18 protein-coding genes are annotated in these 21,469 nt (G+C 70.9%); 8 read left to right on the top strand and 10 right to left on the bottom strand.

What is annotated here, in order from left to right:
- Positions 1 to 26 precede the first annotated feature (26 nt).
- On the top strand, positions 27 to 1,835 hold the full coding sequence (locus tag ABS772_RS16920) for a long-chain-acyl-CoA synthetase (RefSeq protein WP_407942998.1): 1,809 nt from the start codon (positions 27 to 29) through the stop codon (positions 1,833 to 1,835).
- Positions 1,836 to 1,972: 137 nt separating this feature from the next.
- Here ABS772_RS16920 and ABS772_RS16915 read toward each other — a convergent pair whose 3' ends face one another.
- The gene (locus tag ABS772_RS16915) at positions 1,973 to 3,277 is read right to left on the bottom strand and encodes a lipopolysaccharide biosynthesis protein (RefSeq protein ID WP_350395967.1); all 1,305 of its coding nucleotides are present in this window, start codon (positions 3,275 to 3,277) and stop codon (positions 1,973 to 1,975) included.
- Between the two features lie 241 nt (positions 3,278 to 3,518).
- Here ABS772_RS16915 and ABS772_RS16910 point away from each other — a divergent pair, with 241 nt between their 5' ends.
- Positions 3,519 to 5,870, top strand: a complete 2,352-nt coding sequence (locus ABS772_RS16910) for a right-handed parallel beta-helix repeat-containing protein (RefSeq protein ID WP_350395966.1) — start codon at positions 3,519 to 3,521, stop codon at positions 5,868 to 5,870.
- Positions 5,867 to 6,718, top strand: coding sequence for a glycosyltransferase family 2 protein (locus ABS772_RS16905; protein WP_350395965.1), 852 nt, complete (start codon positions 5,867 to 5,869; stop codon positions 6,716 to 6,718). The genes ABS772_RS16910 and ABS772_RS16905 overlap by 4 nt, the downstream gene beginning before the upstream one ends.
- Before the next feature lie 135 nt (positions 6,719 to 6,853).
- Here the strand turns inward: ABS772_RS16905 and ABS772_RS16900 are convergent, their stop codons facing one another.
- From ABS772_RS16900 to ABS772_RS16865, 8 genes are all read right to left on the bottom strand, one after another.
- Entirely contained in the window at positions 6,854 to 8,551 is a 1,698-nt protein-coding gene (locus ABS772_RS16900) for a methyl-accepting chemotaxis protein (RefSeq protein ID WP_350395964.1), read from the bottom strand.
- A gap of 294 nt (positions 8,552 to 8,845) precedes the next feature.
- Positions 8,846 to 9,187 (bottom strand): monovalent cation/H(+) antiporter subunit G, encoded by a 342-nt coding sequence (gene mnhG, locus ABS772_RS16895; protein WP_238257159.1) that lies wholly within the window; start codon positions 9,185 to 9,187, stop codon positions 8,846 to 8,848.
- Positions 9,184 to 9,468 carry a K+/H+ antiporter subunit F gene (locus ABS772_RS16890; protein ID WP_238257158.1) on the bottom strand — a complete coding sequence of 95 codons (285 nt, stop codon included), beginning with the start codon at positions 9,466 to 9,468 and terminating at the stop codon, positions 9,184 to 9,186. Before ABS772_RS16890 ends, mnhG begins: the two co-directional genes overlap by 4 nt.
- A complete protein-coding gene (locus tag ABS772_RS16885) occupies positions 9,465 to 9,953 on the bottom strand; it encodes a Na+/H+ antiporter subunit E (protein ID WP_350395963.1) in 489 nt (162 codons plus the stop codon). Before ABS772_RS16885 ends, ABS772_RS16890 begins: the two co-directional genes overlap by 4 nt.
- Positions 9,950 to 11,590 carry a monovalent cation/H+ antiporter subunit D gene (locus ABS772_RS16880; RefSeq protein ID WP_350395962.1) on the bottom strand — a complete coding sequence of 547 codons (1,641 nt, stop codon included), beginning with the start codon at positions 11,588 to 11,590 and terminating at the stop codon, positions 9,950 to 9,952. The genes ABS772_RS16885 and ABS772_RS16880 overlap by 4 nt, the downstream gene beginning before the upstream one ends.
- Positions 11,587 to 11,955, bottom strand: a complete 369-nt coding sequence (locus ABS772_RS16875) for a Na+/H+ antiporter subunit C (RefSeq protein WP_096487404.1) — start codon at positions 11,953 to 11,955, stop codon at positions 11,587 to 11,589. Before ABS772_RS16875 ends, ABS772_RS16880 begins: the two co-directional genes overlap by 4 nt.
- Complete coding sequence (locus ABS772_RS16870) at positions 11,955 to 14,882, bottom strand: monovalent cation/H+ antiporter subunit A (protein ID WP_350395961.1); 2,928 nt, start codon at positions 14,880 to 14,882, stop codon at positions 11,955 to 11,957. Before ABS772_RS16870 ends, ABS772_RS16875 begins: the two co-directional genes overlap by 1 nt.
- A gap of 247 nt (positions 14,883 to 15,129) precedes the next feature.
- The gene (locus ABS772_RS16865) at positions 15,130 to 15,351 is read right to left on the bottom strand and encodes a hypothetical protein (RefSeq protein ID WP_350395960.1); all 222 of its coding nucleotides are present in this window, start codon (positions 15,349 to 15,351) and stop codon (positions 15,130 to 15,132) included.
- Positions 15,352 to 15,799: 448 nt separating this feature from the next.
- On the opposite strand from ABS772_RS16865, the gene ABS772_RS16860 reads away from it, so the two are divergent.
- The 5 genes from ABS772_RS16860 to ABS772_RS16840 are packed head-to-tail and all read left to right on the top strand — an operon-like array spanning position 15,800 to position 21,116.
- Positions 15,800 to 17,137 carry a nucleotide sugar dehydrogenase gene (locus ABS772_RS16860; protein WP_350395959.1) on the top strand — a complete coding sequence of 446 codons (1,338 nt, stop codon included), beginning with the start codon at positions 15,800 to 15,802 and terminating at the stop codon, positions 17,135 to 17,137.
- Positions 17,134 to 18,105, top strand: coding sequence for an NAD-dependent epimerase/dehydratase family protein (locus tag ABS772_RS16855; protein ID WP_350395958.1), 972 nt, complete (start codon positions 17,134 to 17,136; stop codon positions 18,103 to 18,105). Before ABS772_RS16860 ends, ABS772_RS16855 begins: the two co-directional genes overlap by 4 nt.
- Positions 18,106 to 18,116: 11 nt before the next feature.
- On the top strand, positions 18,117 to 19,055 hold the full coding sequence (gene fcl, locus ABS772_RS16850; RefSeq protein WP_350395957.1) for a GDP-L-fucose synthase: 939 nt from the start codon (positions 18,117 to 18,119) through the stop codon (positions 19,053 to 19,055).
- On the top strand, positions 19,048 to 19,932 hold the full coding sequence (locus tag ABS772_RS16845; RefSeq protein WP_350395956.1) for a WecB/TagA/CpsF family glycosyltransferase: 885 nt from the start codon (positions 19,048 to 19,050) through the stop codon (positions 19,930 to 19,932). The genes fcl and ABS772_RS16845 overlap by 8 nt, the downstream gene beginning before the upstream one ends.
- Before the next feature lie 11 nt (positions 19,933 to 19,943).
- Entirely contained in the window at positions 19,944 to 21,116 is a 1,173-nt protein-coding gene (locus tag ABS772_RS16840) for a glycosyltransferase (protein ID WP_350395955.1), read from the top strand.
- 174 nt (positions 21,117 to 21,290) lie between these two features.
- Here the strand turns inward: ABS772_RS16840 and ABS772_RS16835 are convergent, their stop codons facing one another.
- Positions 21,291 to 21,458 carry a hypothetical protein gene (locus ABS772_RS16835; protein ID WP_238256768.1) on the bottom strand — a complete coding sequence of 56 codons (168 nt, stop codon included), beginning with the start codon at positions 21,456 to 21,458 and terminating at the stop codon, positions 21,291 to 21,293.
- Positions 21,459 to 21,469 lie beyond the last annotated feature (11 nt).

The raw sequence follows: 21,469 nt of genomic DNA, 5'->3' as shown, positions 1-21,469 counted from the left end.
CGGCCGTGGACCAGTCCTTCCCAGCGATGCCCGCCTCCGACCCGCTCGCCGGGAGCCCGGAGCCGGACCGTTCGGCCCCGCCGCGTGCCTCCTCCACCGCCGGCTGGCTCGGGGCGCTCGCCCGGACGGCGCGGATCGATGCGAGCCCGGAGCGCATCTTCCCCCATGTGCTGGACGCCATCGCCGTCGAGCGCCCCCACGCGCCGGCCCTGATCGGCGATGGCGAGATCCTGAGCCATTCGGAACTCGCCGCCCGCCGCAACCGCTACGCCCGCTGGGCGCTGGCGCGGGGCCTCACCAAGGGCGACACCGTCGCCCTGCTGATGCGGAACTGCCCGGACTATCTCGCGGTCTGGCTCGGGCTGACCCGTGTCGGCGTCTGCGTGGCGCTGCTCAACACCAACCTGCGCGGGGCCGGCCTCGCCCACTGCATCACGGTCGCCGCACCGCGCCTCGTCATCGCCGCGGCCGACCTCGCCGAGGCGCTCGACGGCGCCCTGCCCCATCTCAGCGAGCGGCCGCACATCGTGTGGCAGGGACCGGACGCGCAGGACTCGCTCGCCGCGGCCTCGGCGGGCTTTCGCGAAGGACCGCTCGGGCCCGGCGAGGCGCCGCCCGTCACGCTGCGCGACCCGGCGCTGCTGATCTACACCTCCGGCACCACCGGCCTGCCCAAGGCTGCGCGGGTGAGCCACCACCGGGTGATGATGTGGACCCACTGGTTCGCCGGCCTGATCGACCCGACGCCGGACGACCGGATGTACGATTGCCTGCCGCTCTACCACAGCGTCGGCGGCGTGGTGGCGCCGGGCTCGGTGCTCCTCGGCGGCGGGTCGGTCGTCATCCGCGAAAAATTCTCCGCCAGCCGGTTCTGGGCGGACGTGACCGGGACCGGCGCGACCCTGTTCCAGTATATCGGCGAGTTGTGCCGCTACCTGACCCTCGCCGAACCCGACCCGGCCGAGCGGAGGCACCGCCTGCGGCTCTGCACCGGCAACGGGATGCGCCCCGAGGTCTGGGAGGCGTTCCAGGACCGCTTCGCGATCCCCCGCATCCTCGAATTCTACGCCGCGACCGAGGGCACGCTCTCGCTCTACAACGTCGAAGGCAAGGTCGGCGCGGTGGGGCGCGTGCCCTCCTTCATGGCCCGGCGCTCCCCGGCCCTGATCGTGCGCCACGACGCGGCCACCGGCCTGCCCGCCCGCGACGCGCGGGGACGCTGCATCCCGGCCGAGTTCGGCGAGGCGGGCGAGCTGCTCGGCCGGCTCTCGGACAAGGCCGAATACACCTTCGAGGGCTATACCAGCGCCGAGGAGAGCGCGCGCAAGGTGCTGCGCGACGTGCTCGAACCGGGCGACGCCTGGATGCGCACCGGCGACCTGATGCGCCGCGACGCGCAGGGCTTCTTCTTCTTCGTCGACCGGATCGGCGACACCTTCCGCTGGAAGGGCGAGAACGTCGCCACCACCGAGGTCGCCGAGGCGCTTCACCGGGTCGCGGGCGTGCGCGAGGCCAACGTCTACGGCGTGGCCGTGCCGGGGGCGGAGGGCCGCGCCGGCATGGCGGCGCTCGCGGTCGGACCCGGTTTCGATCTCGCGCATCTTCACGCCGAGATGGCGACCCGCCTTCCTGCCTATGCCCGGCCGCTGTTCCTGCGCCTGAGCCCGGAGCTCGGCCATACCGAGACCTTCAAGCAGAAGAAGGGCGCTCTGGCCGAGGACGGCTTCGACCCGGATCGGACCGACGACCCGCTCTACATCGACCGCGACGGCGCCTACCGCCGGATCGACGCGACCCTGTACGCGGAGATCGCCGGGGGCAGGCTTCGCCTGTGACCCTGTGCTGCGCGCCTGAGTTCAGGTTTCGAAAGGACGAGTCCTTTCGCGGGTCCAGGGCAGAGCCCTGGTGAAGGGAAGCCGGGGCGCTGCCCCGGCGCCCCGCCAAAGGGGTGACCCCTTTGGAATCCCGATCGTCAAGCCGGCTGGAGCCGGCCGAGCGGCGTTGACGGGGCTCTCAGCGCGCGCCGCAGCAGCGCGGCGAGGACGAGGCAGACCAGCATTTCCGCGGTGATCGCCACGGCGAGCAGGCCCTCGATGCCGAACCAGCGCACCGCCGGGTAGACGAGGGCGAGGTTCAGCGCCGCCGCCGCCGCCGTGGCGGCGAAGACCGCGCCGGTCCGCTCCAGTGCGCGGAACGCGCAGATCTGCGCGAAGGACACGAGCGAGACCGGAAACAGCAGCGAGTACCACGCCACCACCCAGGCATAGGCCGCCATGTCGGGGCCGAAGGCCGTCGCGAGCAGGCTCTGTCCGGTCAGCGCCAGCAGCGCCGTGAAGCTCAGGCCCCCGGCGAAGCCGATGGCGGCGGTGACGCCGATGACCGGCCGCAACCCGTCGAGGCCGCGCGCGGCCAGGGCCCGGCCGGCGATGGGCGGGACGATGTTCTCCAGGGCGTCGCGGATCAGGTTGAGGACGCCGAGGATGCTCTGCGCCGCCCGCAGCACGCCGATCAGCGTCACGCCGAGCAGCGCTCCGGCGACGAGCAGGCCGGCATAGCCGCTGAGCCACTGCATCAGCCCGGTCAGCACCAGCCAGCGGCCGGAATGAAATTGCCGGCGGGTCGCCGCGCGGAATGCGCCGGCCCGCCACGCCAGCCGTCCCCGGAACGGGATCGCGCCGAGGCAGGACAGGACGGCCGAGGCGGCGACGACCTCGAGGGCCACGGCCGGCGTCAGCATCTCCATCCGGCCGAGCAGGATCAGGCCCGCGAGTTTGACCCCCTGGTTGAGCGCGTCGATCCCCAGCACGACGGGCGGCCGGCCGCGGGCGAACAGGTAGCGTCGCGTAAAATCCTGGGCGAGATGGGCGGCGCAGGCGGCGCCCGCCGCGAGCGCGAGCGCCCGGTCGCCGAAGGCCAGGGCGAGCCCGATCGCGACGGCGCTGCCGGCGAGCGCCAGGAAGGCGGCCTCGTGGACGAGGACGATGGCGTAATAGGCCGGCCGCGCCTCGTCCCCCAGTCCCGGGCCGATGCTGATCATCGGGCAGACGACGAGGCCGAGCTGCAGGCTGACGGTGAGCAGCACGGCGATCCAGGCCGTCGAGAACAGGCCGAACGCTTCCAGACCGAGCGCGTGCGCCAGAACGATGGTGGTGGCGAAGTTGCACGCGCTCACCAGCGCCTGATCGGCCACCGAGAGGGCCGGTCCGGCAGCGCCCCTCCCGACGGCGGCGCGGCAGGCGCCGGCCAGGGCAGGGAGGTCGCGCGGAAGGGCGGGCATGCTGTGTCCGGGTGACGGGAAGGCGGCCGGAAGGATGGCCCGGCGACCCTAGACGAGGCGGTCGCGGGCACCACGCGGACATCGGGAGGGGCTGGCCCGATTCCTCGATCGTTCGGGGTACGTCGGAAGTACGGGCCGGCCCGCTCCCGATGCGCTGGCCGCCTCGATTGTCAGGACCCGCCGCGCCCGCAAGACTTCCGCCCGATCAGGCCGGCGAGCGACGGTCGATGGGCGGATGACGATGGCAACGACGACGACCGCCCACGCCCTGCCGCGGGAGAGCCGCCTCGCCGAACTGTTCCTGGCCGCGCTCGGGTTCGCGTTTGCCGGCTACATGATCTTCGGCAAGAGCTTCGCCTATCTCGGGCTGCCGCCGCTCTATGCCGGCGAGCTGCTGTTCCTGCTCGGGCTGCTCGCGGTGTTCCGGGCGCGGACGGGCCTCAACCTCCGGGCCGGGCTCGCCACCGCGCCCGCGCTTTGCGTCGCCGCGCTGATGGGCTGGGTGCTGCTGCGGACGCTCGCCGGCCTGCGGGAATACCGGGTCGATGCCCTGCGCGACGGCGCGGTGGCGCTCTACGGCGGCTACGCCTTCGTCCTGATCGCCCTCCTCCTCGACGATCCGCGGCGGCTCGGCGCGCTCATGCGGATGTTCGGTTGGCTGGCGCGCTACGCGATCCCGCTCGCGATCATCGCCTTCATCCTCGGCGACGTACCCTTCTTCGCGGCGCGGGCGGGCGAACTCGCGACCCACCTGACCGGCGCCGTCGTCCTCGCCCTGGTCGGCCTCGTCCGGGTCGGGCCGGGCTGGTTCGCCTTCGTCGGCCTCGGCGCGATGCTCGCCGCCGCGCAGAACCGCGGCTCGATGCTGGCGATCGCGGTGCCGGTCTGCCTCGCCCTCGTGGCGGTCGGCCAGTGGAAGCGGCTCGCGGCGGCGCTCATCCTCGGCGCCGGCCTCCTCGGGGCCGCGGCCGCCCTCGACCTCGAGGTCGAACTGCCCAACAGCGACCGGCCCGTCAGCGCCGCGGCGGTGGTCAACAACATCGTCAGCATCGTCGCCCCGAGCAGCGGCGGCAACCTCGACGACACCAAGCAGTGGCGGCTGCGCTGGTGGAACAGCATCGTCGGCTACACGGTGCACGGCCCGTATTTCTGGACCGGCAAGGGCTTCGGGCCGAACCTCGCCGAGACCGACGGCTACGTGGTCGGGCTGGAGAATGGCGGGCCGACCCTGCGCAGCCCGCACAGCATCCACATGACCTATCTCGCCCGCGGCGGCGTGCCGGGCCTCGCCCTGTGGGTCCTGACCTGCGTGGTCTGGCTGGCGGCGATGATCGCCGCCTTCTGGCGGGCGCGCCGCGCCGGCGAGCGGAAATGGGAGGGATTCTTCCTGTTCATCGCCTGCTACGTCGCCTCGATCATCATCGATGCGAGCTTCGACGTCGCCCTCGAAGGGCCGATGCTGGCGGTGCCGTTCTGGACGCTGATCGGCATCGGCATCGGCGCCGCGATGATCTTCCGGGCGCAGGCCGCTCCCATCCCGCCGGACCCGCCGCTCCGGCCCGGACGCCTGCGGGGCGCGTCGCTCGGCGCGCTGGCCGGCCTCGCGCTCCTCGTCCCGTGGCCCGCCGCCCCGGCCCGTGCGGAAGGGGCAGGCCCGGATCAGGCTCGCCGCGCCGTGAGCGATCCGTCCGGTCCCTGCCTCGTCCTGCGCGACGCCTCCGACCGCATCATCGAGAACCTCGACCTCGGACCCTGCGGCGGCGAGGGCGTGCGGGTGGAACGCTCGCGCAACGTGACGATCCGCAACCTCACGATCCGCGAGACCGGGGATGTCGGCATCTATGTCGAGGGAAGCGAGGGCGTTCGAATCGAGGAGAACCGGATCGAGAACGTCCTCTCGGGCATCCGCGCCCTGTCCTCCACCGGCGTCGAGGTCCGCTGCAACAGCGTGCGCAACGTGCGCGGGCCGATTCCCGCCGGGCAGTTCGTGCAGTTCGACAAGGTGACGGGGGCCGGCAACGGCATCAGTTGCAACATCGGCGAGAACGATCCCGGCCGCGGCGTGCCCGAGGACGCGATCAGCCTGTTCCAGTCGCGCGGCGAGCCGGGTGAGCCGATCCTGGTCAGCCGCAACCGCCTCGTCGGCGGCGGGCCGAGCCAATCCGGCGGCGGGATCATGCTCGGCGACGGCGGCGGCGCCTATCTGGAGGCCCGCGACAACCTGCTGATCGATCCGGGCCAGTACGGGATCGCGGTGGCGAGCGGCCATCACATGACGATCGCCGGCAACGTGGTGATCGCCCGGCCGCAACCCTTCACCAATGTCGGCATCTCGGTCTGGAACCAGTACGCGGAGCCCTGCCACACGGTGACGGTGAGCGGGAACAGCGTCGATTGGCGCGCCCGCACCGGCCGGGCCAACCCGTGGTGGGACGCCAAGAACTGCCCCGGCACGCTCTGGTCCCTCAACCGGACGCTTCCGCTCGATCCGCAGCGCGAGGTCGCGGCCCAACCGGCCTGCGCCTGCCGGATCGCGGGGCGGACCGCCGAGTCCCGGCCCCCGCTCACCACCCCGAAGGAAGCTGCGCGATGAATCACCCGGTCGACGACGAGCGCCCCGACATCGCGGTCCTGGCGCTGGCGCGCAACTGCGCCGCCACGCTGCCGGCCTTCCTGTGCTTCCTGGCCTCGCTGCGGGCGGAGGGCCTCGATTGCCGCGCCTTCGTCGGCGAGAACGATTCCCGCGACGGCACCGGGGCCCTGCTCGCGGCGGCGCAGGCACGGGGCGAACTGCGCCACGTCCCCACCGGCTTCATGGCCGAAACCCGCGGCCGGCTGGCCCGGATGGCGCTCGGGCGCGAGCACCTCAAGCAGGTCCTCGACGCGCAGGGGCCGCCGCCGGCCTTCGTCTGCGTCGCCGACATCGACAACGTCATGGCCCGCCCGCCCGAGGCGGGGGCCGTCCTGGCGGCGCTGGCCAAGCTGGAGCGGCCGGACCTGTTCGCGGTCTCGGCGGCGTCGCAGCCGCACTATTACGACCTGCTCGCCTACGAGGACGAGGCGGTGAGCTACGAATATCTCCTCGACGACATCGCCCGCCACCGCCGCGGGGCGCTCGGCTACTACCGCTTCTTCTCCGGCACGATCTACCCGGCCCAGAGCGCCCTGACCCGCGAGCGCGAGACGACCTGCCGCTCGGCCTTCAACGGGCTGACGCTCTACCGCGGCGCCGATTACCGCCTCGGCTCCTATCGCGACGAGGCCTACGCCCGCTGCGAGCACCTCACCTTCAACCGCCGCGTCGCCGCCGCCACCGGCCGGCGGATGCTGGTCGATCCCGGCCTCGTCCTGCGCACCCCCGGCGACCACGCCCAGCGCGGCTTTCTCTCGTTCTACGCGAGCCGGGTGCGGAAGGCGGCGGTGGCGCGTCTACGGGGTTAGAGCGCGCCGCGGCGAAGCCGCGTCCGGTCTGCGGACAGACCGAAGCACTTCGATCGATGACGAAATGCAATGTGTCCGAGCTTGGTGCGGACAGGTCGGACACCCGTCCCTGTCCGCCGTTTCGGAGCGCGGGCTCTAGGCGGCGCGCACGGTGGCGAGGAAGCGTTGTACCTCCGCCGACAGGTGTTCGGACTGTTGCGACAGTTGCGAAGCCGACGAGAGCAGGTGGTTCGCCGCGGCCCCCGTTTCCTCCGAGGCCTGCGCGACGCCGGTGATGTTGCGCGTCACTTCGGCGGTGCCGACCGAGGCTTGCGACACGTTGCGCACGATTTCCTGCGTGGCCGCTCCCTGCTGCTCCACCGCGGCGGCGATGCTGGCCGCCACGCTGTTGATCTCCCGGATCCGGCTCGAGATCGCCCCGATCGCGGAGACGGCCTGGTCCGTCACGCCCTGGATCTCGCCGATCTGCCCGCTGATCTCCTCCGTGGCCCGGGCCGTCTGGCCGGCCAATTCCTTCACCTCGGTGGCCACGACCGCGAAACCCCGGCCGGCGTCGCCGGCGCGCGCCGCCTCGATCGTGGCGTTCAGCGCCAGGAGATTGGTCTGCGAGGCGATGTTCGAGATGAGACCAACCATGTCGCCGATCCGGGCCGAGGTCGTCTTCAGGGCCTGGACGAGATGCGTGGTCTGGTCGGCCTCACCGACCGCGGCCTGTGCGAGGCCCGCCGAACCGTGCACTTGGCGGCCGATCTCCTCAACGGAGGTGCCGAGTTCCTCGGCGGCCGCCGCGACCGTGTTGACGTTGGAGGCGGCTTCCTCGGCCGCCGCCGCAACGGTGGTGGATTGCGAGGCCGTCTCGGTGGCGCTCGCCGTCATCTGCTGAGCCGTGGCCTGCAGCTCGGTGGCCGAGGACGACACCGTGCCGACGATGCCGCCGACGGCGCGCTCGAAGCCGTCCGCCAGCTCGATCATCGTGCGCCGCCGCTCGGCCGCGGCGGCGGCATCCGCGCGGCGCTTGACCTCGGCCTCCTCGGCAGCCTTGCGGGCCACCATGGCCTTGATGCCCTCCACGGCGCGACCGACCGCACCGATCTCGTCACCCCGCGCGGCCTCTCTGATTTCCGAGTCGATCTCGCCCTCAGCCATGCGCTGCAGGACGGCGACGAGATTGCCGAGCGGACGGGTGATGCCCAGGATGACGATCGCGGCGAGCAGGCCGAACGCGATCACCAATCCGATCGCCGCGCCGAGCGTGAGAATCCGCCGCGCACCTTCGGCCGTCTCCGTCGCCCTGGCCTTCGCAGCCTTGAGGTCGTCGAGGTTGGCCTCGACCCGCTTGTTCATCACAGCGGCGATCTTCGTCCGCGCGGGACGGACTTCGAGGTTGGACACCTTCGTCGCCGCGTCGGTTTCGTTCTTCAGCCCAAGGGCGACGGAACGCTCCGCCACTGTGAAGAAGTCGAGCAGGCTCGCTTTGATGCCCATGTTCGTCGTCCGGCGCGTCTCGGTGTCGGCCAGGGCGATGAGTCGATCGATGGCCGCGAGAGCGCGCTCCTTGCTCGCCTTGAACAGCGCGAGATGCTCCGCCATGACGGCCGCATCGGTCTCGATGATGATGTTCTTCTCCTGAATGACCGCCTCATCGACGGCGGCTTCCAGTTGCAGCGCGACGATGGCGCGTGTCGAATCCACGTCGATGATGTGCCGCGTGTTCTCCTCAAGCGTCGTGAGATTGACGCGCGCGACGAATACGACGCTGCCGGCGGCAAGGGCCAAAATCAGTGCTGGAATAGCCAGCTTGATGATGATCTTGAGGTTGTTGATCTTCAACATGGTCAGCCTCTGCAATCGTGCCGCACGGAGACTAGCAGTCTTTTCAGGGAACGTTGGAAGCCTAATGCACACCGATTAATGAAAGCGAAATTTTGCGACGTAAAGACAGTATAATGGCTCAAGGGGCAATGTGCTGCTGAGACTGGACCAGTGTATCGCTCGAACGAAGCCGGCGCTAATGCCCGCTTCCGAGACCGGACACGCCCCGCTCCACGACGCGGCAGGCTCCAAATCGGCACGCGACGCCGGGCCTCGCGATCCCCGGACCGGATCGTCAGGCGCGAACCGAAGACATCACGGCTCGGGCGGCGCCTTCGGGTTCTTCTCAGTGCGGTCGCGGTGCGCGGCGGCGCGGGCGAGCAGCAGCATCGTCACCGGCGTGGTGAGGGTGATGAACAGGCCGATCAGCACGTCGCGCAGGACGATGTGGCCCTCGACCAGCGACAGCAGCAGCATCGAGCCGGTCAGGATCAGGAACGCGCCGAGCGTGGCCCCGAGCGTCGGGGCGTGGACGCGCTCGTAGAAGGTCTTCAGGCGGATCAGCCCCAGCGCCCCGGTGAGGGAAAAGCCGGCGCCGGCGAGCGCCAGCCCCACGACGATCCAGGCCGCCCAGGCGGGCAGGTCGGGTCCGTTCACCGGATCACCTCGCCCTGCATCAGGAACTTGGCGAGCGCCACGGTGGCGGTGAAGCCGATCATGCCGAGGATCAGCGCCGCCTCGAAATAGAGCCCGCTGCCGGTGCGCATGCCGTGGACGACGATCGCCAGCATGCCGTTGAGGTAGAGCGTGTCGAGGCCGAGGATGCGGTCCTGGGCGCGGGGGCCGCGCAGCATCCGCCACGCGGCCAGCGCCATCGCCAGCACCAGCATGCCTTGGGCGAGGCCGAGGCCCCAGTCGAGGACGGTGGCGGCGCTCACGCGAAGATCTCTATCAGGGGGCGCTCGTAGCGGTCCTTCACGCGGCGGACCCAGTCCTCGCCGTCGGCGGCGTCGAGGAGGTGCATGAGCAGGCGCCCGCTATGGGAATCGTACTGGACCCACAGGGTGCCGGGCGTCGCGGTCAGGATGATCGACAGCACCGAGAGGCCGAAGGACGACGTCATGTCGAGGGGGATCGAGACGAAGCCGGTGCGCCGCTCGCCGCGGTGCAGGCCGAGGATGATCTTCGCCACGTCGATGTTCGAGCGCAGCATGTCGGTGAGGACGGTGAACAGCAGCCGGACGGCGAGACCGGGGCGGCGCACCCGGACCGGCGTCGGGCGCAGCGCCCGCATCACGGCCGGGACGGTCAACCCAATGAGGAGCGCCAGCACGATGTTGCCGGGGCTCGGCGGCGCGTTCAGCACGAGCCACATCAGGGTGAGGCCGGCCGAGAGGAAGGGGTGGGGCAGGAGCGCGCTCATGACCCCGCTCCTGCTTTGCTCTGCGGCGCGCCCTTGCTCGCCCCTTTGCCCACGCCCGCGTCGAGCACGGCGCGGACGTAGTCCTGCGGCTGCGACAGCCAGCGCACGGTGGCCTCGGTATAGGCGAGCGCCGGCCCGCCCCACAGGGCGAGCGCGAGGCAGGCCGCGAGCAGGACGCCGAGGCTCGCGAGTTCCGGCGTGCGCAGCACCGGCTGCGGGTCGTCGTGGGGCACCCAGAGGCTGAAGATGCCGAGCCGGACCAGGGGAATCAGGGTGCCGAGGCTCGACAGGGTGAGCACGGCGATGAGCCACCAGGCCGGCGCGGTCATCGTGCCGGAGGCGAGGCCCGAGAACATCGCCAGCTTGCCGACGAAGCCCGCGAGCGGCGGAATGCCGGCGAGCATCAGCGTGCAGACGAGGAAGCCGCCGCCGAGGATCGCCACCGTGGCGGGGATCGCCCGGCCGATCTCGGTGGCGCCGGCATCGTCGAAGGGATCGCGGTACTCGTCGGCGAAGACGGGCTGGGCCGCGTCCGCCGGGTCGCGGCCGCGCTGGAGGATCTCGGCCAGCAGGAACAGGGCGGCGGCGGCGAAGGTCGAGCCGACGAGGTAGTAGAGCGCCCCCGAGAGCGCTCCGGCGCTGCCGGTGCCGAGGGCGGCCAGCACGGTGCCCGAGGAGATCATCACCGCGTAGCCCGCCGCCCGCGTCAGGTCGCGCGCGGCGAGGATGCCGACCGTGCCGAAGGCGATCGTCGCGAGCCCGGTGGCGAGGATCCAGCCCTGGCCGAAGCCCTCCGAGCTGCCGGCCCCGAACAGGAGCAGGCTCAGGCGGATCACGACGTAGACGCCGACCTTGCTGAGGATCGCCAGGATTGCCGCCGCCGGGGCGGTCGCGGCGGCGTAGGTGGTCGGCAGCCAGAAGCCGAGGGGCCAGGCGCTGCACTTGATCAGGAAGGCGATGCCGAGCACGGAGCAGCCGACCTCGAACAGGCCGGCTTCCGCCGGCGGGCTGGCGAGCCGCCGGGCGAGGTCGGCCATGTTGAGCGTGCCCATGGTGCCGTAGATCAGGCTGACGCCGACGAGGAAGAACAGCGAGGCGACGAGGTTGACCGCGATGTAGCCGAGCCCCGCGCGGATGCGGCTCTCGCCCGAGCCGTGCAGGACGAGCCCGTAGGAGGCGGCCAGCATCACCTCGAAGAACACGAACAGGTTGAACACGTCGCCGGTGAGGAAGGCGCCGTTCACCCCCATCAGCAGCAGCAGGAACAGGCCGTGGAAGCGCGGCCCCGCCCGGCCCCAGCGGGCGAAGGAGAAGACGAGGGCGGACAGCCCGAGCACGCCCGCCAGCGTCAGCATCATGGCCGAGAGCCGGTCGGCCACTAGCACGATGCCGTAGGGCGCCGCCCAGTCGCCGAGGCGGTAGACCTCCGGCGCCGCGGTCACCCGGGCGACGAGGACGAGGGCGGTGGCGAGCATCGCCAGCACCGTGCCGAGGCTGAGCGCCGCCTTCAGCCGGTGGCGTCGCTCGTCCATCAGGAACATCGCCCCGGCGACCGCGATCGGCAGCACGATCGGCAGGACGATGAGATGGTCGGACCACAGGACCGCGCCGGGGCCGCTCAGGAGAGGCGCGGTCATGGATGCGGGTTCTCCGGGGTCGGCTCGGCGTGATGCGGCTCGCGGCCGTCGACGTGGTCATTGCCGGTGACGCCGCGGGCGGCGAGCAGGACGACGAGGAACAGGGCGGTGAGCGCGAAGCTGATCACCAGCGCGGTGAGCACCAGCGCCTGCGGCACCGGATCGTCGACCGAGACGACCTCGGCGCCCTTCCCCAGCACCGGCGGCGCGCCGACGGTGAGCCGGCCCATGGCGAAGATGAACAGGTTGACGGCGTAGCTCAGCAGCGACAGCCCGAGCGCCACCTGGAAGGTGCGCGGGCGCAGCATCAGCCACACGCCGGAGGCGGCCAGGATGCCGATTCCCGCCGACAGCACGATCTCCATTACGCCGTCTCCTCGCCGGCCTGTTCCGTTTCCGCCTCGCTGCTGCGGGTGCGGCGCAGGGATTGGTGGGCGAGCGCCACCAGCATCAGGGCGCTCGCGCCCACCACCAGCACCATGATCCCGAGATCGAACACCAGGGCGCTCGCCGCCGGCACCTTTCCGAGCAGAGGAAGCTCCCAATAGGCGAAGTAGGCGGTGAGGAAGGGCCGCCCGAACACCCACGAGGCCGCGCCCGCCGCGACCGCGATCAGCAGGCCGAGACCGATCCAGGCGATCGGCTGGATCCGCAGGCGCTCCTCCACCCACTGCGCGCCGCAGGCCATGTATTGCAGGATGAAGGCGATGGTGAGCGCGATGCCCGCCGCGAAGCCGCCGCCGGGCAGGTCGTGCCCGCGCAGGAACAGGTGCAGCGACAGGAGGATGATGAAGGGAAACAGCCACGTCATCACCACCCGCGGCACGAGAAGCGCGTCGGCGGCGGTGTCGCCGGGCTTGCGGCCCTCGCGGGCGCGGTCGTAGGCGTCGTGACTGTGCTGCTGCTTCGGCCGCTCGAGGCTGTCCGGCGCCGGGCGGAAGCGGCGCAGCAGGGCGAACACCGTGAGCCCGACGATGCCGAGCACCGAGATCTCGCCCAGCGTGTCGAAGGCGCGGAAATCCACCAGCAGCACGTTGACGACGTTGCGCCCGCCGGCCTGCGGATAGGCCTCCTCGATGAACCAGCGCGCGATGCCGTCGCCCGCCGGGCGGGTCATGACGGCGTAGGCGAGCCCGGCGAGACCGAGCCCGGCGAAGGCGGCGATGCAGAGGTCGACGATGCGGCGGCGGCGCGCCCGCGCCCGCTCCGAGGGGGGAGCGGGGATCGCCGCGTCGCGCTTCGGCAGCCAGCGCAGGCCGAGCAGCAGCATCACGGTGGTGACGATCTCGACGAGGATCTGCGTCACGGCGAGATCCGGCGCCGAGAGCCAGAGAAAGGTCAGGCTGCTCACCAGACCCGCCCCGCCGACGAAGATCGTGGCCGAGAGGCGATGATACTTCGCCCGCTCCGCCGCGCCGACCGCGCAGGCCGCACCGACGACCCACATCAGCGCGAAGGCGGGATCGAAGGGGGTGAGCCGGCCCGGCGCCGACAGGTCGAGCCCGCGGGCGGTGCCCGCCGCCAGCGCGGCCAGCAGGGCGGCGAGGAACAGGATGCGCAGCTGCGGCTGGAGCCGCTCGGCGCCGAACCACAACTCCAGCGCGCGGGCGCCCTTGGTCAGCCCGGTCATCGCCCGCTCGAACAGTCGGCCGCCGTCGAGCCGGTCCATCAGCCAGGGACCGCCGCGGGGATTGGTGTCGATGCGCTTGCCGAACAGGACGTAGAGCAGCACGCCGCCGAACAGGGCGGTCAGGCTGAGCACCAGCGGCAGGTTGAAGCCGTGCCAGATCGCCAGGCTGTAGGTCGGGGCGTCCGCGCCGAACACCGCGCTCACGGCCCGCGCCAGCGCCGGGCCGATGGTCAGGTTCGGGACGAGACCGATGGCGATGCAGGTCAGGACCAAGAGCTCGATCGGGATGCGCATCCAGCGGACCGGCTCGTGCGGCGTCTCCGGCAGGTCGTGCGGGGGCGGGCCGAAGAAGGTCTGGCGGATGAAGCGCAGCGAGTAGAGCATGGTGAAGGCGCTGGCGAGCGTCGCCAGTACCGGCAGGGCGATGTGGATCGGGTGGTCGCCCATGTTGTCGACCGCCTCCGAGAGGAACATCTCCTTGGAGAGAAAGCCGTTGAGCAGCGGCACGCCGGCCATCGCCGCGGCGGCGACCATGGCGAGGGTGCCGGTATAGGGCATCGCCCGCCACAGGCCGGAGAGGCGGCGCATGTCGCGCGTCCCCGTCTCGTGGTCGATGATGCCCACCGCCATGAACAGCGACGCCTTGAAGGTCGCGTGGTTCACCGTGTGGAAGATCGCCGCAACCACGGCGAGCGGCGAGTTCAGGCCGAGCAGCAGCGTGATCAGCCCGAGATGGCTGATGGTCGAGTAGGCGAGCAGACCCTTGAGGTCGTGCTGGAAGATCGCGCTCCACGAGCCGACGAGCAGGGTCGCCATGCCGGCGCTGCCGACGATCCAGTACCATTGCTCGGTGCCCGACAGCACCGGCCACAGGCGGATCATCAGGAAGATGCCGGCCTTCACCATCGTGGCCGAGTGGAGGTAGGCGCTGATCGGCGTCGGCGCCGCCATGGCGCGGGGCAGCCAGATGTGGAACGGGAACTGCGCCGACTTGGTGAGCGCGCCCATGAGCACCAGCACCAGGGCCGGCAGGTAGAGCGGGCTGTTGCGGATCGCGTCGCCCGAGGCCAGCACCGTGGCGAGGTCGTAGCTGCCGACAATGCGTCCGATCAGGATCGTGCCGACCAGGAGGCAGAGGCCGCCCGCGGCGGTGATCGTCAGCGACATCCGCGCCCCGTCACGCGCCGCGGCGTTGTCGTACCAGTAGCCGATGAGCAGGAACGAGACGATGCTCGTCAGTTCCCAGAACAGGACGAGCTGGATCAGGTTGCCGGAGAGAACGATGCCGAGCATCGCGCCGACGAAGGCGAGGAAGTAGGAGAACAGCCGCGGCACCGGGTCGGCGGCGGCCATGTAGTAGCGCGCGTAGAGCACCACCAGCGCGCCGATGGCGAGCACCAGCACGCAGAACAGCCAGGCGAGCCCGTCGAGCCGCAGGACGAGGTTGACGCCGAGGCTCGGCAGCCACTCGACCGCGTGGACGACGGTGCTGCCGCCGGCCAGCTGCGGCGTGAGCGCGAGGATGCAGCCGAGGCTCGTCAGCGTCACGAGCCCGGCGAGCAATGCGGCGGCGGTGCGCGCATGGCTCGGCAGGGCGCCTGCGAGCACGGAGCCCGCGAAGGGGAGGATCGCGGCGGCGGCGAGAAGGGCGTTGGACGACATCAACCCGGGCGAGATGCAGGCTCGGGAGCGGCCTGAAGGACGAGAAGGGGCGGCGTGTGCGAGCGAGGCCGTCCGCCCTCGGGGCCGCGGCACTCATGCTTGCATCTAAGGCATGCCCGAAGGTCGGACCGCAAGTGAAGCGCGAGAAAAGGCGAAATCGACCCGATGGTTGCGCGGCGTGAGAAACCACACGTCGCCTGTCGCCCGATTCCGACGGGAGGCCCGCCCGCCGTCCCGGAAGCGGTCCTCAGAGCGGGAAGGCCGCCAGCGCCTGTTCGAGCGCCCGCCGCGCCATCTGCCGCGCGGCGGCCTCGGTCTGAGCCTCCGACTCGATGGCGGGCACCCGGACCGTCGCCGCGACCTCGACGACCTCGCGGCCCTCCTCCGGCCGGCCGAAATGAACCCGCACCACCACCTGCCGCCGGCCGTCGATCACGTCCTGCGCTTCCTGGGTCATCCGAACCGGCATCCGCATCTCCCTCCGCGTGCGGGCGGCGCCCGCTGCGCCCTGCCCTCTCCGGCAGGACGAACGAGGCTCGGGGCGAAGCGTTGCCTCGCCGGGGCGAGGCAGGGCTGAGGCTATGGGCCGCGCAGGAATGGCGGGATTGAATGAGGGGGCGCAGGGCCGCTCACGCGCTTCCATTGAAAAAAGGGCAAATGCTCCGGCCGACAAACGCCGATCGTTTACCGTTCGAAGTCCCAAAATCTTCACAGGACGCGATCAGAGTGTCCGCGAACGGGCCGTCGATCCCGTTTTGATACGACTTTCCTGAGGCACGCACTTTGCTGAACCGACACAACTCAGTCGTCGGCGGTTCCGGCCGCCCGAGGACCGGGGGATGACACCGCGCCTGCCCCGCGCCGGATTTCAGGTCAGGTCAGAGATTTCGAAGATCGATCACAGACGGGACCCCATCATGGACGCGAGAAAAGCTCCCAACGTCGTCATCATTGGTCTCGGTTACGTCGGCCTCACCCTGTCCGTCGCCCTCGCGCGCCGCGGTGTCCAGGTCTACGGCATCGAGAAGCGGCCGGACGTCGTGGAGAAGACCAATGCCGGCGTCCCGCACTTCGCCGAGGTGGGGCTCCAGGCGGCGCTCGCCGACGTGGTGAAGAAGGGCCGCTTCGTCGCCAGCACCACGACGCGGGACGTGCCGCAGGCCGAGTACTACATCATCACCGTCGGCACGCCGCTCTATCCCGGCTCGCACGAGCCGCGCCTCGACATGATCGAAGAGGCGACCCGCGAGGTGGCCGAGCATTTCTCTGACGGCGCGACGGTGATCCTGCGCTCGACGGTGCGGATCGGCACGACGACGGGCGTGGTGAAGCCGATCCTCGACCGCACCGGCATCGACTATCACCTCGCCATGTGCCCCGAGCGGACGCTCGAGGGCGACGCCATGCGCGAGCTCATCAACCTGCCGCAGATCGTCGGCGGCGAGACGCCGGACGCCTCGGACGCCGCCGCCGCCCTGTTCAGCCGCCTGACCCACACCATCGTCCGGGTCGCGAGCCCGGAGACGGCGGAGATGATCAAGCTCGTCGACAACACCTCGCGCGACGTGCACTTCGCCTTCGCCAACGAGGTGGCGCGAGCCTGCGACGCGCTCGGCATCAACGCCAACGACGTGATCCGCTACGGCAAGCTCGGCTACACCCGCACCAACGTCGCCGCCCCCGGCCTCGTCGGCGGGCCCTGCCTGGAGAAGGACCCGCACATCCTCCTCTCGTCGGTTTCCGGCAAGGGGGTGAACCTCGAGATCACCGCGGCCTCGCGGCTCGTCAACGAGCGCCAGCCGGCGGAGACCGTGGGAAGCCTCGTCGAGCGGCTGCGGTCGCGCCGCGCCGGGCCGTTCAAGGCGGTGGTCGCGGGGCTTGCCTTCAAGGGCCGCCCGGAGACCGACGACCTGCGCGGATCGATGTCGCTCCACGTCATCCGCGAGATGATGGCGAGCGAGCAGTTCTCCGAGATCCGCGTCTATGACGGCGTCGTGCCAATGGAGCATGTCCGGGCGATCTCGTCTGGGCTGACGCCCTACGACAGCCTCGCCGCCGCCTGCGAGGGCGCCGACGTGCTGGTGATCGCCAACAACCATCCGGAATATTCGAAGATCGATCTGGAAAAGATCATCGCGACGATGTCGGACGACGCCTTCGTCTACGACTACTGGAACAACCTCAGCGAGATGCCGGCGGAGGTTCTGGAAAATCGCTACGTCACCGTGGGCAACCTCGTGGGTAAGTTTCAATGAGCAGGCTGGCTGTCACCGGGGCGGGCGGATTCATCGGCGCCCACCTCACCCGCGCGCTTCTGGCCGAGGGGCACGAGGTCGTCGCGATCGACAACTACATCCGCGGTCAGGCCTCGCGCCTGGCCGACGCGCAGGGCGCGATCGAGCGCGCCACCCTCGACGTGCGTGACAAGGATGCGCTGGTCGCGGCGCTGAAGGGCGTCACGTGCGTGTTCCACCTCGCTGCCGTCAACGGCACCGAGAACTTCTACAAGCAGCCGCAGCTCGTGCTCGATGTCGGCGTGCGCGGCGCGCTCGCCGTGTCGGAGGCCTGCATCGAGGCCGGCGTGCCCGATCTCGTCGTCGCCTCCTCGGCGGAGGTCTACCAGACCCCGCGCGTGGTGCCGACGGACGAGGACATCGAGATGGTGATCCCCGACTCGCTCAACCCGCGCTACTCCTACGGCGGGTCGAAGCTGATCTCGGAGCTGATCGCCTTCAACTACTGCCGCGACAAGCTGCGCAAGGTCCAGGTCTTCCGGCCGCACAACGTCTACGGCCCCGACATGGGCTGGAAGCACGTCGTGCCGCAGCTGATCGAGAAGATCGTCGCGGCCGGCGATGGCGGGTCGATCACGCTCCAGGGCGACGGCAGCGAGACGCGGGCCTTCTGCTACGTCGACGACGTCGTGGACGGCATCGTCCGGATGTGGCGTTCGGGCGAGAGCATGAACGTCTACCACATCGGCTCGATGGAGGAGGTGGCGATCCGCGACCTCGCCCGGATCACCGCGGAGGCGCTCGGGGTCCGCGTCGAGCTCGTCGCCGGACCGGCCGCCGCCGGGGCGACGCCGCGCCGCTGCCCCGACATCGGCAAGATGCGGGCGATCGGCTACGCGCCCTCCGTCTCCCTGGTCCAGGGCATCGAGCGCACGGTCGCGTGGTACCGCGAGAACCCGGCGCCGACCGATTCCAACCCGCTTCTGTGAGGGCCGAACCGATGAACAGCCTGGCGGGCAAGACCGTCTTCGTGGCCGGACATCGCGGCCTCGTCGGCAGCGCCCTGAAGCGCCGCCTTCGCGACGAGGATTGCGAGATCCTCACCGCGACGCGCGCGGAACTCGACCTGCGCGACCAGGCCGCCGTGCGCGCCTGGATGCGGGACCGGCGGCCGGACGCGGTGTTCCTGGCGGCGGCCAAGGTCGGCGGCATCCTCGCCAACGCGACCTACCCGGCCGATTTCCTCTACGAAAACCTGATGATCGAGGCCAACGTCATCGAGGCGGCCTTCCGCGAGGATGTGGCCAAGCTGCTGTTCCTCGGTTCGAGCTGCATCTACCCGAAATTCGCCGAGCAGCCGATCGTCGAGTCGAGCCTGCTGACCGGTTCGCTCGAACCGACCAACGAGTGGTACGCGGTCGCCAAGATCGCCGGGATCAAGCTCGCCCAGGCCTATCGCCAGCAGCACGGGCGCGACTTCATCTCGGCCATGCCGACCAACCTCTACGGGCCGGGCGACAACTTCGACCTCACCTCGAGCCACGTCCTGCCGGCCCTGATCCGCAAGGCGCACGAGGCCAAGCGCGACGGGGCGAAGGAGATGGTGATCTGGGGCACCGGATCGCCCCGCCGGGAGTTCCTGCACGTCGACGACTGCGCCGACGCCTGCGTCTACCTGATGAGGACCTATTCGGACGCCGAGCACGTCAATGTCGGCTCGGGCGAGGACATCCCGATCTACGACCTCACCCGCCTCGTCTGCGACGTCGTCGGGTTCGAGGGCGAGATCGTCCGCGATCCGACGAAGCCCGACGGCACGCCGCGCAAGCTGATGTCCGCGGACAAGCTGCGAGGGCTCGGCTGGGCGCCGAAGATGCCGCTGCGGGACGGCATCGCCGCGACCTACGCGTGGTTCCGGGAGCATGTCGCCGATGCGTGAGATCGTGCCTGAGTTCGACGGAAGCCTGCCGATGCGCGACGCCGCCTCCGTCCCGGCGCCGGACCCCTACGCGCTGCGGATCAACCGGAACGATCCCCACTTCGTCCCCGCCGACGGGGCGGGGCACCGCCTGCCGGCGACCCGCATCCTCGGCGTGCCGGTGAGCGTCATCGACATGCCGTTCGCGGTCCGCACCCTGATCGGCTGGGCGCGGGGGGGGCGCACCAGCATGGTCTGCGTGCGCGACGTGCACGGGATCATGTGTGCCCAGGACCAGCCCGACCTGCGGGCCGCCCACGAGCGGGCGAGCATGATCACCCCGGACGGGGCGCCGCTCACCATCGTCAGCCGCTTCCGCGCCCACGGCACCGGCCGCGTGCCGGGTCCCTCGCTCATGGAAGAGATGTTTGCCGCGACCCAGAACACGGGCATCCGCCACTACCTCTACGGCGGCAAGGAGGGGGTGGCCGAGCAGGTCGCGGCCAACTTCGCCCGCAAATATCCCGGCACGCAGGTCTGCGGGCTCGCCTGCCCGCCCTTCGGCGCCGTCTCGCCGGAGCGCGACGCGGAACTCACCGATGCGATCAGGGCCGCCGAGCCCCACATCGTCTGGGTCGGCATGTCGACGCCCAAGCAGGACATCTGGATGAACGACCATCTCGACCGCCTGCCCGGCATGGTCCTGATCGGCGTCGGCGCCGCCTTCGATTTCCATTCCGGGGCGGTCAAGCGGGCGCCGAAGATCATGCAGGTGCTCGCCCTCGAATGGCTGCACCGGCTCGCCAGCGAGCCCCGGCGGCTGTGGCGGCGCTACCTCGTGATGGCCCCTGTGTTCCTCTGGAAGATGGTGCGGCAGCCCGCGCCGCGCCGGTCGTAGGGAGCGGAGGGGTGCGCGTCCTCATCGTCCACAACCACTACCAGATCCGGGGCGGCGAGGACGCGGTGGTGGAGCACGAGGCCGCCGCACTCGCCGCGGCCGGCTGCACGGTCGAGACGCTGGCCTTCCACAACGACGACATCCGCACCCCGCTCGATCGCCTGCGCACGGCGTTCGAGGCGCCGCACGCGCCCCGCGGCGTGGCCCGCGTCGTCGCGGCGGTGGAGCGCTTCCGGCCGGACGTGGTCCACGCCCACAACACCTTCCCCCTGGTCTCGCCGGCCATGCACGGGGCGGTGCGGGCGCTCGGGCCGGTGACGGTGCAGACGCTGCACAATTTCCGCCTCGCCTGCGCCGGCGCCATGCTGATGCGCGACGGCGCCCCCTGCGAGACCTGCCTCACCGGCTCCTCCTACGCGGCCGTGCGTCACGCCTGCTACCGCGGCTCGCGGATCGGCACGTTCGCCGTGGCGCGGATGATCGACCGGCACCGCCGGGCCGGCACCTGGACGCGGGACGTCGATGCCTTCGTCGCACTCACCGAATTCGCCCGCGGCCGCTTCGTCGCGGCGGGGCTGCCCGCGCACCGCATCTTCGTGAAGCCGAACGGTCTGCCCGACCCCGGCCCGCCGCACGACGGCCCGCGCGACGGCATCCTCTATGCCGGCCGGCTCAGCCCGGAGAAGGGCGTCGAGGTCCTGAAGGAGGCCGCCGCGCGGCTCGCCGCACCGGTCGACGTCGCGGGCGAGGGGCCGCTGCGGGCGATGCTGGAGGGCGCGCCGGGGCTCACCCTTCTCGGCGCCCTGCCCCGCCCGGAGATGCGGGACCGGATGGGCCGGGCCGTCGCCCTCGTCGTCCCCTCCCTCTGGTACGAGGGACTGCCGATGGTCGTGGCCGAGTCCTTCGCCGCGGGCACGCCGGTCATCGCCTCGCGGATCGGCGCGCTCGCCGGCCTCATCGAGGACGGCGTGACCGGCCTCCTGGTGGCGCCGGGCGATCCCGCCGCCCTCGCCGACGCCATCGAACGGCTGCGCGCCCGGCCGGAGGAGGCCCGGCGGATGGGTCGGGCCGCCCGCGCCGCCTATCTGCGCGACTGGACCGAGGCGGCGACGACCGCCGCGCTGCTGTCGATCTATCGCACGGCGCTCGCCGCGCGCCTGCGGGCTCAGCGCGAGAGCGCTTAAGGAGCGGTGAGACGGCTTTGATGCGGTCCGGCTGATTGCTTCGGCCTCTCCTGCGTCCTCGCAAGGCTCAGCGAAAGCGATCCAGATCGCGACCTCTCCGGATAATGCGGACCCCTGGATCGCTTCGGCTCCGCCCCGCGATGACCGCGCGGCGCGACCCCCCGGCCCGCCTCGCTAATCCAGCGACAGGTAGCGCAACCTCTGCTTCTCGACTTCCGAGAACGCCTGCTGCCGTTGGGGTTCGTCGTCGTAGGGAGCATTCCTGAGTTCGCGGAGAAGAAACAGCACCGCCAGCAGGCCGATGCCGGCCGCTCCCCAGAGCACAAGCGACACGCCGGTCATCGCCCCCCACC

The organism is Methylorubrum podarium (assembly GCF_040270385.1).
Classification (GTDB): Bacteria; Pseudomonadota; Alphaproteobacteria; order Rhizobiales; family Beijerinckiaceae; genus Methylobacterium; species Methylobacterium podarium.
The sequence above is the reverse complement of the archived record's forward strand: the minus strand, read 5'-3'. Positions and strand labels throughout refer to the sequence as shown.

Coding starts and splice junctions, on each gene's coding strand:
- ABS772_RS16920 (WP_407942998.1), top strand. CDS start 27: ATGCCCGCCTCCGACCCGCTCGCCGGGAGCCCGGAGCCGGACCGTTCG.
- ABS772_RS16845 (WP_350395956.1), top strand. CDS start 19,048: ATGCGTGAGATCGTGCCTGAGTTCGACGGAAGCCTGCCGATGCGCGAC.
- ABS772_RS16860 (WP_350395959.1), top strand. CDS start 15,800: ATGGACGCGAGAAAAGCTCCCAACGTCGTCATCATTGGTCTCGGTTAC.
- ABS772_RS16875 (WP_096487404.1), bottom strand. CDS start 11,955: ATGGAGATCGTGCTGTCGGCGGGAATCGGCATCCTGGCCGCCTCCGGC.
- ABS772_RS16855 (WP_350395958.1), top strand. CDS start 17,134: ATGAGCAGGCTGGCTGTCACCGGGGCGGGCGGATTCATCGGCGCCCAC.
- ABS772_RS16900 (WP_350395964.1), bottom strand. CDS start 8,551: ATGTTGAAGATCAACAACCTCAAGATCATCATCAAGCTGGCTATTCCA.
- ABS772_RS16880 (WP_350395962.1), bottom strand. CDS start 11,590: ATGACCGCGCCTCTCCTGAGCGGCCCCGGCGCGGTCCTGTGGTCCGAC.
- ABS772_RS16915 (WP_350395967.1), bottom strand. CDS start 3,277: ATGCCCGCCCTTCCGCGCGACCTCCCTGCCCTGGCCGGCGCCTGCCGC.
- ABS772_RS16870 (WP_350395961.1), bottom strand. CDS start 14,882: ATGTCGTCCAACGCCCTTCTCGCCGCCGCCGCGATCCTCCCCTTCGCG.
- ABS772_RS16905 (WP_350395965.1), top strand. CDS start 5,867: ATGAATCACCCGGTCGACGACGAGCGCCCCGACATCGCGGTCCTGGCG.
- ABS772_RS16865 (WP_350395960.1), bottom strand. CDS start 15,351: ATGCCGGTTCGGATGACCCAGGAAGCGCAGGACGTGATCGACGGCCGG.
- ABS772_RS16835 (WP_238256768.1), bottom strand. CDS start 21,458: ATGACCGGCGTGTCGCTTGTGCTCTGGGGAGCGGCCGGCATCGGCCTG.
- ABS772_RS16885 (WP_350395963.1), bottom strand. CDS start 9,953: ATGAGCGCGCTCCTGCCCCACCCCTTCCTCTCGGCCGGCCTCACCCTG.
- ABS772_RS16910 (WP_350395966.1), top strand. CDS start 3,519: ATGGCAACGACGACGACCGCCCACGCCCTGCCGCGGGAGAGCCGCCTC.
- fcl (WP_350395957.1), top strand. CDS start 18,117: ATGAACAGCCTGGCGGGCAAGACCGTCTTCGTGGCCGGACATCGCGGC.